This window comes from Evansella vedderi, from assembly GCF_030813435.1.
In the GTDB taxonomy this organism is placed as follows: Bacteria; Bacillota; Bacilli; order Bacillales; family Salisediminibacteriaceae; genus Evansella; species Evansella vedderi.
On record NZ_JAUSUG010000019.1, the window covers coordinates 11,580 to 24,593 of the forward strand.

A 13,014-nucleotide genomic window follows, 5' to 3' on the forward strand; every position below is an offset into this window, starting at 1 on the left:
ACTACTCATATTGCTTCCCTCTCTTTAGTCCTCGGGTCCACAACAAGATAAATAAGATCCGCAAGAAGATTTCCAATGAACACAAATAAGGTACTAAAGATGACTAACCCTAGCAAGAGAGGCACATCTCCTCTTAAGCCAGCTTCCACAGTTGCTTGCCCCAATCCAGGATAGGAAAAGACCAGTTCCACTAGCACCGCTCCCCCAAACAATTCACCAAAAGCGGCAAACTGTAATGTGAGGGCTGGCAAGGCAATGTTACGAATTCCGTGTCTCCAAATTAATGAAAAACCTTTCTCCCCTCTTGCTCTTGCGAACAACACGTAATCACTTTGAAGGACATCTATAAGCTTCTGCCTCGTATGGAGTGCCACATTAACCACACCAACTATACTTAATGTAATTGCTGGTAAAATAAAATGTCTAACCCTGTCTATTACAGTTACCTCTTCTGTAAGGACACCAGCAGGAACTCCAAGCCCAATTGGCAGCCACCCTAACCCGACAGCAAAAATTAAGAGTAGGAGAATTCCTATCCAAAAGGCAGGTGTAGATGCCAATGTGTAGCAATAGAGTTTAATTAGTCTATCAATCCATGAATCTCTTTTTACTGCTGCAATAATTCCCAGTAAAAAACCAATTACACCAGAAAGAATCCAAGCTGCAAGCATTAGGGCAAAGGAATAAATAAATTTATCTTTAATGACATCTAATACAGGCTGCCTATATATCATAGATGTACCAAAATCCCCCCGCACAATCGCGGAGCTCCAGTGGTAAAACTGTTCCACTGGAGTTTTATCTAGACCCCAATGCTCGGCAATTTTTTCTCGCTGTTCTGGTCCAACCCTCATCATATCTGCACCAACATAAGCTTGAATAGGATCTACAGGTGACTTGTTTACAAGGAAAAAAGAAAGGATACAAACAGCAAATAAAAGGGAAGCAAGGCGAATAAATTTTTTTAGAAAAAGCAAAGGGAGGAGCAAGTTCTTACCTCCTACTCTTTCCATTTCCACTCTACTATATTGTCTGTAATAGGCCAACCGTGGGCGTGAGGCTGAATTTTTTGCTGGCCAATATCCAATTTCTCATTTACTAAGAACAGGTGATTAATATTCACAAGCCATGCCCAAGGGGAATCTCCCTTTGTACTAAAACCCGTTTTACCATCCCATTGGGCTTTTTTCCAATAGTTTATAGCTTCTTCTTCACTAGTGGCAGCTAATGCCTTCAGAAAATACTGGTCCACAGTTTCATTTGAATAATAGCCTGGGTTAAACCACTCTACACCCATCATTTCTCCGCTGTATACATGGTACATCTCTAAAGGATCATGACTTCCCCAGCCCATTAAAACAGCATTGGCGTGCATAGAGGATTGAATCTCATCCCAGCTCTTACCTTCCACAATTATATTAATTCCTAAAGGCTTGATCATATCAGCAACAGCAATAGCGAGAGATTGTCTCGTAGAATCACTTGCAGGATAAAGAAGGGTAAACTCTGCCTTTAAGGAATCCTTCTGGAGAATTCCATCACCGTTCACATCTTCCCATCCATCCTCTTCTAAAATGAGAGACGCCAGTTCCATATCATTGTCTACAATAACCGTATCTGGGTTCCACCAAGGAAGCTGATCAGCGATTGTATAGGCCGGTGTTCCGTGACTTTCTAAAACTCCTTCAACTAATGCTTGTCTATTAACAGCAATATTAATGGCTTTACGAATGGCAAGGTCTGCTGTTACGTCATTTCCGATAGCATGACCCTCTTCCGTTTGCTGCCCACTTGCTTTATATGGAAACATTATTCCCCGGTTATCCACACTATTGATAGATTCTAAGCGCATTCCTGGTACGTCTTGAAGACTAAAGGTCGCTGGAATAGAAGCCATATCCACCTGCCCAGACCTAGCTGCCCCGAAGGCAGCGTCTTCGTTTAAAAACAAGAATGTAACCTTTTGGAAAAAAGGAAGACTATTATAATAGTAAGGATTAGCTTCCACAATAATTTGCTGGCCTTTATCCCATTGCAAAAGCTTGTATGGTCCTGAACCAATCGGATTTTCAGCATAGGTTTCATCATAAGCATGTTCCGGAACTATCCCTAGTGTAATTAAAGAGTCAATAAAAGTAGATTGTGGTTTTTTCAAATGAAAATAAACGGTGTAGTCATCTTTCACCTCTATGCTGTCAAGAATCGTAAGGTCTAAAATAGATCCGTTCTTTAAAGCTGTTTCAAAAGTAAATTTCACATCTCTCGCAGTGAGAGCTTCTCCATCAGAAAATACTACATCATCCCGGAGTTCCACTGTCCATACGAGACCATCGCTGCTAATTTCGTAGTTTTCAGCCAAGTCCTTTTTCACAGCTAAGTTATGGTCCCGTTTTAGTAGTGTACTTTGAAACAGTGGGGAACCGTAGCGCCCCCAACCGGTAGTAGGATCAAAGCCTGTTTCCGGCTCCGCCCCAATTGCCAGAATTAATTCATCCCTTTTATTTTCTATTAATGATGCTTCACTCTCATTGGAGTCTCGTGAGCATCCGCTCACAAGAATAGCTGCAATGAATAGTAAAAAAATAAGGAAACGTGTGTTTTTCATTATGTGTCTCTCCTTGTACAATTTTATTTTCTTGTTTGACTTAACGAATGTAAGAATGTTATTTTTCAAGAATAATTCGACTATTCCTATAAATCTTAAAATATTGTATTTAGTATATACATAGAGAAATGGGTGAGTCAAAAGGTTGTTTAAACCTCTTCACCCACCCACTATTAATTATTATTGTTTCGATAATACTTCTTTAAAGTTTCTAACTACGTTTTCAACGGTAAACCCGTATTCCTCAAGGAGCTTACTAGCTGGTGCTGACGCTCCAAACTGGTCAATAGCAAGGACCGCTCCTCCATCGCCTACATATTCTCTCCATCCAAGGGAGGAACCCATTTCAATGGCAAGGCGTGCTTTAACATCTTTTGGTAATAGTTGTTCCTTATATTGTTGGGACTGTTTATTGAAACGGTCCCAGCTTGGCATACTAACAACTGATACGAATATATTTTCTTTCTCTAGTTCTTTTTGTGCTTCATAAGCTAGGGGCACTTCTGACCCGGAAGCAAGTAATATACCATCTGTATCTCCTTTTGCTTTAGAAACTACATAAGCCCCTTTCTTAACTCCCTCATAAACAACTTCTTTATCATTCGTCAATGTAGGTAAGTCTTGACGAGTTAATACTAGTGCCGTAGGAGTATCGGTGCTTTCAATGGCTAAACGCCATGCCGCCACTGTCTCATTGGCATCAGCTGGACGTATGATGGAAAGTCCCGGCATTGCCCGTAAAGATGCTAGCTGTTCAACCGGTTCATGTGTCGGACCATCCTCTCCAACAGCAATGCTGTCGTGTGTAAACACATAAATGACAGGAAGCTTCATTAATGCTGCTAAACGTATAGCCGGGCGCAAGTAATCAGAGAAAACAAAGAACGTAGCACCGAATACTTTTACCCCTCCGTGAATTGCCATTCCGTTAATAGCAGCACCCATGGCAAATTCCCTTACCCCAAACCATATATTTCGTGCTGCAAAATTATCGATACCATAGTTTTTTTCAGAGGTTAATAAAGTTTTATTTGAACCTGCTAAGTCAGCAGAACCACCGATTAATTGTGGAACAGCATTGGCAGCAGCATTTAGTGCTTTTCCAGAAGATGCTCTAGTAGCTAATGCTTCTCCTTCTTCAAAAACAGGTAGTGCATCCACCCAATTTTCAGGAAGCTCTCCTTTAATTGCTTTTTCAAATTGTTCTGCTAGTAGAGGATAAGCTTTTTTATACTGGCTAAACAGTTCATTCCATGCTTCCTCTTTTTGCTGTCCAAGATCGGATAACTCTCGGTAATGATCAGCTACTTCCTCCGGAACAAAAAATGGTTCTTGTTCATGCCAATGATACGCTTCTTTTGTTAATTTAACTTCGTCCTTCCCTAGTGGAGCACCATGGGAGGCAGATTTACCAGACTTATTAGGAGACCCGAAACCAATCACCGTTTTTACTTCAATTAAAGTAGGACGATTTAAATCAGCCTTCGCTTCTTGTATTGCTTGCTGAATAGACGATGTATCATTTCCATCCTCTACTCGAATAACCTGCCAGCCATATGCTTTAAAACGGTCTTCTACACTTTCGGAGAAAGATAAATTCAAATCTCCGTCTAAAGAAATATCGTTGGAATCATACATTACTACAAGACGTCCTAGCTTGAGGTGACCAGCAAGGGAAGCTGCTTCTGCTGACACTCCCTCCATTAAATCTCCATCACCGCAAATAGCGTAAGTAAAGTGATCTACAATATTAAATTTTTCCTTATTGTAGGTTTTCGCTAAATGTCTTTCTGCCATTGCCATACCAACAGCCATCGCGATTCCTTGTCCTAAAGGACCCGTTGTAGCTTCTACTCCAGGAGTGTGACCAAGTTCTGGATGTCCTGGTGTTTTACTCCCCCATTGGCGGAAGCTTTTTAAATCTTCCATTGTTACATCGTAACCAAATAGATGAAGCATACTGTACAATAACATGGAACCATGCCCAGCTGACAAAACAAAACGGTCTCGATTAAACCAATCTGGGTTTGCTGGATTATGGTTCATCTCCTTTGCCCATAGAGTATACGCCATCGGAGCTGCTCCCATTGGCATACCAGGGTGTCCAGAGTTCGCCTTTTCAATCCCATCGATAGATAATGTTCGAATCGTGTTAATAGCCATTTGTTCCAGTTGTTTTTCACTTAGTACCTTTTGCATAAAATGAAATCTCCCCTCGTTCACTTTTAATTATTTTTAAATGTAACTTTGTTATCTTGAAGTATAAGTAAGCCTGAATTTTTTTCACCCTCTACCCACTGGATCAGCACATCTGCAATTTTGTTAGCTAGAATTCGATCACTGGCAGTAGGGTGCATCCCACTACATTGCGCCTCATTAATTTGGGTTATTTTCCAGGACAGATCCAGTTGTGTAGCTTCTATTAATTCTTCTAATCGTGTTAATTCCGTCATATCATCAAAAATTAGTAAAGAGTGGTTTAGTCCTGCATCTATTTTTTCACGTAATATATGGGATAAACGATCTGGTGAATCCACATCTAAATAACGAATTACATCTCCCGCAGCATCGGCCACATCCTTTTCTAACAAACTCCCTGGCTTTCCAGGCAACTGAATACCAAAAAGACGGAACTGATCATACCTGCACGATGATACAGTATCTTCTACTTTAAAAATGTCTTCTATGGCTGCATTTAGTGCAGAATCGTATCCAAGAGATCTTGGAGACTCAGGTATTTCGTTATAGATGGATACAGGAATAAATAATATCTTTATATTATTTATATCCCTAAGCTGTTTGGAAAAACGAAGTGCCTCCTCTCCCCCCATTACAACGACTCCATCCAGTGAGGAAACTTGAATTTTATTTAATTTCTGTGCATCCTCCAAGGAAATACTACGAAGTAAATTTCCTCCAAGTTTTTTCCAATTGTACAAATCTTCTTCACCGAACGGTCTGATGGTTTCTTTTTCATCAAATCGATAAAACTTATGTTTATGAAGATTTTTTTTCACTATTTCATAGGTTAGTTGATTAACAATAGAAACACCTGCTTCTATTGTTATCAATCCAATTTTCACGATCAACTACCACCTTTTTGGCTCTATAATTTAGTCCTGCATAAAGACTTTATGTAGACATTTTATTAATTAATTTGTTTGATAAACAAATTAATTAATTGTAGAGTATCACTATTTTGTTTATTAGTCAATCCTAATCGGCCAATAGTTAAAATTCTCTTACTTTTTCTTCAAATAAATAAGGGTGAGTCAAAATGGTTGAAAACCATTCTTTGACCCACCCTATTAGAAATCCCTTTTAATTATCTAGCTATTCTCCTAATATATTAGGTAAAAATAAGGTAAGTTCTGGAACAAATGCAACGATAAATAAAATAACAAGCATTACTATATAAAATGGTAATAGACCTTTGGTAGATTCTTCAATAGATATTCTGCCGATTGCTGACCCAACAAACAAAACTGTACCAACTGGAGGAGTAATTAATCCAATGGCTAAACATAGAATTAAGACTACCCCAAAATGTACAGGGTCCATCCCTACCGCAGTTGCTACTGGTAATAAAATTGGCGTTGCAATTAAAATTAACGGTGCCATGTCCATGATCATTCCTAATGCTAATAGGATAATAACAATTAGTAAGATTGTTACGATATCATTTGGTGAAAGACTTATTAATGTGTTCGACACCATTGCAGGTACTTTTAATAAAGCCAACAGCCATCCAAATGCAGAAGATGCAGCAATTAAGAATAGTACCATGGAAAGGGTTTTAAATGTACGCTGTAAAATAACTCCCATTCTAGTGATCTTTATATCTCTATATACAAAGAAAGTAATGATAAATGCGTACAATGTTCCGATTGCAGCAGATTCAGTAACAGTAAAAAAACCGCTAATAATACCACCAAGAATAATGACTGCAGTAAAAAGACCTAACAAACCTTCCCATACAATTCTGGGAATATCTTTTGCTTGAACAGCTTCTCCTTTTGGATAGTTTCTTTTAACTGAAAGAATGTAGGTAATTACCATTAATGCAAAACCAAGTAACAACCCTGGAACTAGTCCTCCCATAAATAGAGCCCCAACGGATATACCACCAGCAGCTGTTGAGTAAATAATCATGTTATGACTTGGAGGAATCATAACTCCTTGAGCAGAACTAGAAATGGTTGTAGCAACAGCAAAATTGGAATCATAACCTTGCTTTTTCATCATAGGAATCATAACGGAACCTACAGACGATGTATCAGCGATAGCAGAACCTGAAATACCGCCAAAAAAGGTACTAGCCAATACATTCATCATTGCGAGACCGCCCCTGATCTTACCGATAATAACGTTAGATAAATTTATTAACCTTCGAGAAATTCCACCCTCATTCATTATTTCCCCTGCTAAAACAAAGAAAGGTATCGCCAATAAAGAAAAGGAATTTAATCCCCCTACCATTCTTTGCATAAGGGCAGCTAGATTTATATCCATATAAAGTCCTGTAATTAAGGAAGATAAAATAAGGGCAAGGGCAATTGGAACTCTAAACATAATTAATAGTAAAAAACTGCCTAATAAAATTAAAACATCCATTTTCTCACTCCTCGATTACGTCATCTAGCTTCTGATGCATCCCTTTTCTAAATAACAACTCTATTCCATTGAAAGTAACAAAGGCTCCCGCTATAGGAATGACAACATATAACATACTAGAAGGCATTCCTGTACCTGGCATCGTAGAAGTACTAGTCAAGACAGTAAATTGCCATCCGTAGTGAATCATAAGAATTCCAAATCCAATGACCAATATTTTTGCAAAATAATCGAATGCATCCTGTACTTTTTCAGGAAGCTTATTGACCACAAGACCAACACCAATATGGACTTTTTCTTTAAACCCGTAAGCAATACCTAAGAAGCTCACCCATACAAACAGTAAGCGTGAAACTTCCTCACTCCATGCAGGTGCCGTACCAAGAACTTGCCTAGAAAATACTTGATAAATAATAACCACTACCATTGCCGTTAGCAGCGTTAAGGAAGATACTAAAAGTATGCGGTCAAGACCGGTTTTGATCATTTTTACAACCTTCATCGTTGAATCCTCCTTCATATAAACAGGAAAGTGGGAATACATCCCACCTTCCACTTTCAATAAATATTTATTGTGTTAATCTTTCAATCCATTCTTCAAATTGAGCACCGTATTTGTCATAAACAGGTTGAACTGCTTCTCTCCATGGTGTAATATCATCCACTTCAATAAGCTCACTTCCTCCTTCAACAACTGCATTTTTAGCTTTCTCCGTTAGCTCAGCCCATGCTGCACGTTGGACAGCGACTGATTCTAATGCTGCTTCGCGGAAAATTTGTTGATCTTCTTCACTTAATTTGTCCCATAAGCTTTGTGATGCTAACAATACTTCAGGTGTTCCCTGGTAACCATTTACTGTAAAATATTTAGCAACTTGATAATGGTTGGTTGTGTAATAGCTCGGGAAGTTATTTTCCGCTCCATCAATTACGCCTGTTTGTAGTGCCGAATATACCTCACCAAACTCCATTGGTGTTGCTGAACCGCCTAGAGCTTCTACAATATCAATGGCAAGTTCAGATGACTGTACGCGAATTTGCAACCCTTTCATATCTTCTGGAGTGCGAATTGGACGCTCCGAATTATAGAAGCTTCTTTCTCCTGAGTCATAAAAGGCAAGTCCTACTAAATTAGATCCATCAAGTGTAGCCAAAAGATCTTGACCAACTTCCCCGTTTAGCTTTTCCCATTTTGCTTCTTCATCATCAAATAAGTATGGCATGGAAAGAACTCCAATTTGGTCGGAGAACTGCGTTAATGGAATAGCGTTAACACGTGCAAGCTCAATAGTCCCTAGCTGTACTTGCTCAAGGACCTGTGATTCTTGTCCTAATTGTCCACCTGCATATACTTCAATTTTATATCTACCGTTTGTCTTTTCTTCTACCAATCTAGCAAATTCTTTATTACCTATTGTAGTTGGATAATCTTCAGGGTGATTTTCAGCTAGTCTTAACGTTACCGTTTCGACAGCTTCTTCTGTCCCTTCCGATGTTTCTTCATCAGCGCTTCCGTTTCCATTATCAGTTTCAGTGTCATTTGCTGGTGAATCATTTCCTCCACATGCTACTAGCACGATTGCTGCTAAGAACAGCATGGATAATAAAGTAAGTAACCTTTTCTTCATCCTTTAATCCCCCTTGATAATTATTAATCTCAACATTATAGTTTGTTTGGCGAACAAACTATAATGTAAGTCTATTATAAATGTAACCGCTTTACCTTTTCAAGCTTTATTTTAAATTTTTAAAAAATATTATTTTTTTGATCCTAAATCTCTTTCCCTATCAATTCTGCTTGGATAATATATCGGTCCGGCGCATTACCAATAAAGTTAAATGGATAGCAGGTTGTTAAAGTTAATATTGCATTATCTTTTCTAACAATAACTGTACGATCTTCAGCATCCGTTATCCATATATCTTTTACTTCATATATATAATGTACACCATCATAAACAACGGTAATCTCGTCACCTTCTTTTACATCCCCTAACTCTCGAAATACAGTATCTCGATGGCCGCTTACTACTGTATGGCGAAGCTGGTCAGGCGTTGTTGTCCATTCACTAACATACATACCTACCCCTTGATCTAAAGTGTCGTCATCAGTACCCCAATACACGGAATAGGATTTTCCAATTACCGGTATACGAAGTTCTGCCATTTCCTCACCTTTGTAAAAACGACTCATTTCATCACTCATAATTGGAATGTCAGGGAACGAGATTTCCTCGCGGTTTTTATTTAATTGTTTGATAGGTTTTGCTTGCACTACAACTTCTTCTGCTGCTATATTTTTCACCGCTTTCCTACCTTCATACCATTGGAAACCACTGTAACCAGAAACACTTAACCCTATCACTATGACAACAATAAGGAGTTTATTCATATATCCTGCCCCATTTATTAATAGGATAGGGGGACCTAATTACAAGTTCCCCCTTCATATACATTTAGACTAACCCTATCGAGTCTACTTAGTTTCTAAACTTGTAGTGCACGCTTACGTCTATAGAACAACAAACCACCAATACCAGCTAGAGTGATTAAGAGTCCTATTAAAACCATATTAGGGTAATTAGTAGAAGTATCCGGAAGTCTACCCCCTACTTCATCACCTTTATTCTCTTTCTCATCTTTATCTTTTGCTACCTTTTTAGTGTCTTTTCCATCTTTTCTATCTTTTCCATCTTTTCCATCTTTTCCATCTTTTCCATCTTTACCGTCTTGGCCATCTTGACCATCTTTACCGTCTTGACCATCTTGGCCATCTTGACCATCTTGGCCATCTTGACCATCTTGACCATCTTGGCCATCTTGGCCGTCTTGACCATCTTGGCCATCTTGACCATCTTGGCCATCTTGATCCTCTTCATAGGAGAGACCAAATCCATACAAGTACTGATCACCAGCAGAGTTAGTATAAGCATAAGATGGATCTAGCTCATTATTAACGTATCCAGGAATATCTCCTGCAGCGTTTGCAATTGCTTCTGCACTTGAAGGAATCGTGAATGGTAATAAACCTGTTGGGTTATGATGGCCTCGGACTACATCCCATAATGCTTCAGCTTTAGTACCATAAGTTCCAATAACAGCTGCAGCATTTTCTTCAATTGACTCAAATAGCCATGGGCTTGTCAAATTAATAGCTGTAATTGTTGGAACTGTTTGTTGAATTTCTACGATTCTATCAACATCTTCAATGCCAGTTCCTGGCCCTACTGTGATCGTAACATTATTGTCCCACATAGCTTGAACTGGTTCTACCATCAGTAAAGCATGAGTTGCTTCTTCAAGATCCTGAGTTATTGTGATAGCACCATCATAAGTCTTAAATAATTCGATTAACCCTTTTGTTGCTTCAGTGTCATCATCCCTATGAGAGATCCTTTCAACGTAGAGTACAACTTCATCAGCAATATCATCACTTAATGGTAATATATTGTCCTCATTTTTCATTAGTGTAATAGCCTGACGGTGTGCTTCATCTGCTCTTTCTTGGGCTTCTGGTCGGTCTACAACTTCAAGTGCATTCAATGGATCTACGTAAGGGTTTTCAAATAAACCTAATTTAAACATATCTGTAAGTAAGCGAGATACAGCTTCATCAATTCTTTCTTCTGAAACTAATCCTTTTTCAACTGTTTCAACAATAATGTCTGGATTAGAATTTCCAGAAATAATATCTGTTCCTGCATTAATGGCTATTGCAAATCTTTCTACTTCTGGTAAATGTTCGAGACCAAAAGCTCTTCTATTAACGGCACTTGTATCAGAGTTAATATATCCTTTAAAGCCCCATTCTTCACGTAAAAGGTCATTGATAAAGGCTTTATTAAACGTAAACCCTACTTCTTCAAACTGCTGATTTTCACTAAACCAAGGCAGTCCTTGATCTGCACTTAGCTCATTACTTGGAAATGAGTAGTAAGGCATAAGTGAGCTAACACCAGCGTTAACAACTGCTTTAAAAGGTACGAGATGGTAATCTAGTAAACTTCCTGGAGTTGGGTATGGATTTCTTTGTCCTTCTGGGAAGTGCGGGTCAATACCATCTTCACGAGCCCCTCCACCTGGGAAGTGTTTTACTGTTTTAGCAATACTATGTGGACCAAGTTCTTCTCCTTGGAACCCTTTTACTAATGCTACCATCATATCTGCAGCAAGGTAAGGTTCTTCACCGAAAGTTTCCTCAATTCTAGACCATAACGGATCTGTTGCAAGGTCAGCAGTATATCCATAAATTTTGCGGATTCCCATCGCTCTCCATTCTTCCCTTGCAAATTCAGCAAACTCTCTTACAAGTCCTACATCACGTGTAGCTGCTAAACCTAATTGTCCAGGCCAATAAGAGTGTTGACCCGGCTCATCAACAACATCTGTATAATCAGTTGATGGATGGTTACGCGGGTTGGATGTAACCACTACTGGAATCCCCAGTGGTTCACTCTCTGCCAATTCTTGTAGCTGGTTCACATATTGTGCTACTATATCAGCCCTTTCCGTTGTACGGAAGATCGTATGTCGCATACCTCGATCGATGATTAAATTGTCATCATCAGCTACAAACTTTCCTGGTCCAAGATCATGATTCATTCGATGGGTATTAATGTTCATTAATGATGCTTTTTGTCTAAGAGTCATTTGTGATAGTAAGTCTTCGACACGCTCTTCAATTGGTAGTCTCCAGTCCTCGTAAGGATCAAGTACACCGTTACGATTTAAATCCTTGAAAGGTAGTCCATCGGAAGAAATAATGATGTCTTCATCCGCTATACCAAGTGTAACTTCACCACCGGCATTTAGGTAAATGATTTCATCGTAAGTAAAACTATTTTCTCCACCAGACTCACGCTGTTCAGGAGGAACGTAACCAAATTCTTCTCTCCAATCAGCACTAACGGACATGTACGGTACAAATAAGGACACAGCAAGAGTAGATACGATAACTTTTTTCATCTGTTTCTTAATTTTCGTTATTTTTTGTTTGTTAAAAAACTTCATCTCAACATTCCTCTCCTTTAATGGTTATTCTATTTATTACGAACTGATAGAACTAAAAATCGTCACCTCCTTAAAATTAAATGATGAGTTTTGTTTTATTAAAGAGATATTTCCCCTTTAAAACCCTTTAAAAGCTCGTAAAAGTCTTATTATCGTGATAAAGAGGAAACACTCATTTAAACCAACTAAAAACATACGAAAACTAGTATTTAATATTAAACCAATCCCATTTCCAACTATTATTGTTAATGATTTTTTTCAGTAAATTATAAATATACTGAAATATAATAATAGAACTGCAGAAAATATTTTTATTCTAACAATTAGTATTAGAAATTTAAATTCTGAGAAACTTAAATATTCCCAAAATATGTATTATAATAAAGTGATAGAGAATTAATACAACGAGAGATCATAGATTAAGATTATATAAAAAACTTTTTATTTTAAGCTATGTTAAACTTTGATGTTGATTTTCGCTGCAGATACTTGCTTTCCCCGGGCAACGCTTCAGCCGTTGCATTTCGAGGCCACTGAATAAGGACGTTTTTTCCCTTTTTCAGTGGCCTCGAAGCAATCAGCGAAGCCGTTGCAAGTTTTTAAAGCCTGCTATGAGTGGTTTTTTCATAGCCGGCGCGCAACGCGCGGAGCGATTGCTATTTTCTCGGCGAAAAATATAAGACTTTTTCAGTGGCCTCTTGCATTTCCCGCAGGAGTCTCGTATCTTCTGCTCAAATCAACAGTGTAAAAAAATCAACAGTATCCTTTAAACATAGGCTTATTTT

General features: G+C 38.5%; 9 protein-coding genes. All 9 read right to left on the bottom strand.

From position 1 onward, the window contains the following. Positions 1-5: 5 nt before the first annotated feature. The 9 genes from J2S74_RS20075 to J2S74_RS20115 all read right to left on the bottom strand — a co-directional run bounded on the left by J2S74_RS20075 (position 6) and on the right by J2S74_RS20115 (position 12,229). The gene (locus J2S74_RS20075; RefSeq protein ID WP_307329239.1) at positions 6-1,013 is read right to left on the bottom strand and encodes an ABC transporter permease; all 1,008 of its coding nucleotides are present in this window, start codon (positions 1,011-1,013) and stop codon (positions 6-8) included. Next, positions 1,001-2,605, bottom strand: a complete 1,605-nt coding sequence (locus J2S74_RS20080; protein ID WP_307329242.1) for an ABC transporter substrate-binding protein — start codon at positions 2,603-2,605, stop codon at positions 1,001-1,003. Before J2S74_RS20080 ends, J2S74_RS20075 begins: the two co-directional genes overlap by 13 nt. A 180-nt stretch (positions 2,606-2,785) precedes the next feature. Next, the gene (tkt, locus tag J2S74_RS20085) at positions 2,786-4,804 is read right to left on the bottom strand and encodes a transketolase (protein WP_307329245.1); all 2,019 of its coding nucleotides are present in this window, start codon (positions 4,802-4,804) and stop codon (positions 2,786-2,788) included. A 26-nt stretch (positions 4,805-4,830) separates the two neighbouring features. After that, positions 4,831-5,688 carry a 6-phosphofructokinase gene (locus J2S74_RS20090; protein ID WP_307329248.1) on the bottom strand — a complete coding sequence of 286 codons (858 nt, stop codon included), beginning with the start codon at positions 5,686-5,688 and terminating at the stop codon, positions 4,831-4,833. 250 nt (positions 5,689-5,938) lie between these two features. Further along, a complete protein-coding gene (locus J2S74_RS20095) occupies positions 5,939-7,219 on the bottom strand; it encodes a TRAP transporter large permease (RefSeq protein ID WP_307329251.1) in 1,281 nt (426 codons plus the stop codon). A gap of 4 nt (positions 7,220-7,223) precedes the next feature. Then, positions 7,224-7,721 (bottom strand): TRAP transporter small permease, encoded by a 498-nt coding sequence (locus tag J2S74_RS20100; RefSeq protein WP_307329255.1) that lies wholly within the window; start codon positions 7,719-7,721, stop codon positions 7,224-7,226. Positions 7,722-7,788: 67 nt separating this feature from the next. Continuing rightward, a complete protein-coding gene (locus J2S74_RS20105; RefSeq protein WP_307329258.1) occupies positions 7,789-8,847 on the bottom strand; it encodes a TRAP transporter substrate-binding protein in 1,059 nt (352 codons plus the stop codon). A gap of 143 nt (positions 8,848-8,990) precedes the next feature. Further along, a complete protein-coding gene (gene srtD / locus J2S74_RS20110; RefSeq protein WP_307329260.1) occupies positions 8,991-9,611 on the bottom strand; it encodes a class D sortase, LPxTATN-specific in 621 nt (206 codons plus the stop codon). 95 nt (positions 9,612-9,706) lie between these two features. Further along, positions 9,707-12,229: a glycoside hydrolase family 3 N-terminal domain-containing protein gene (locus J2S74_RS20115; protein WP_307329263.1), complete on the bottom strand. Its 2,523-nt coding sequence runs from the start codon at positions 12,227-12,229 to the stop codon at positions 9,707-9,709. Positions 12,230-13,014: the final 785 nt, after the last annotated feature.